At 49.8% G+C, this 725-nt stretch carries 1 protein-coding gene; it reads right to left on the bottom strand.

Annotated elements, in window-relative coordinates; translation table 11 throughout:
• Positions 1–632: transposase (locus M3G15_RS21340; protein ID WP_483874609.1), on the bottom strand; the 632-nt coding region annotated here is incomplete at its 3' end.
• Positions 633–725: the final 93 nt, after the last annotated feature.

Below are 725 nucleotides of genomic sequence, written 5' to 3' on the forward strand. Positions count from 1 at the left end.
AACCTCATCTGTTGGTGAATCAGCGATTCATATAGCTCGTACTGGATATACCCGCGATCCATCACATGAATCGCATCGTCCGCCACCACCAGATCAAGAGCGACTTCCTGATCACTCACCGCCGCTGTGCTGTTGATGATCTTGCCGGGAAACACCGTTTCGCGATCGGCCACCACGAGCTGGGTATGGATCTTGACCGCATTTTGCTCTTTGCTCCAGTACGCCCAGCGTCCAGCTAGGGTAGGCAAGGTAAGCACGGTGGAGTCGAGAATCCGGAGCTTGCCGATATTCGGGATCCCTTGCTTCTGCTTGGTGATCTCCTGGATGCGTGCGATGTTGCAGAGAAAGATCGCTTGTAACAGATCCGTCGGGAGTTGCTTGATCTTTCGTGAAAGCTGAGAGGCACTGATCGACTTCAGATGGTCGTCCTGCAGATCCGGCATGATGCGAAGGTGTTCCGAGATTTCATCATAGCTGGTACGCCCTGCAAGCTGAGACTCCACAAAAATCTGAATGGCTTTACCGGTTGTAAGTTTGCGAGTGCGATGGTCGGCAAGCAGGCCGCGGTATTCTCCGACATTCAGCAAATTTAGGCATTTACAAATGACTGATTTTGAGTTATTGTTACCCATGCTATGGTCTCCTTCTGTTATGGAGTGGGTAACATGCCTACACCTTAACAATAGGAGATTTTTTTATGAGCAACCAGAAGAATACCAGTAATA

This window comes from Paenibacillus sp. p3-SID1389, assembly GCF_025151705.1.
GTDB classification, from domain to species: Bacteria; Bacillota; Bacilli; order Paenibacillales; family Paenibacillaceae; genus Fontibacillus; species Fontibacillus phoenicis.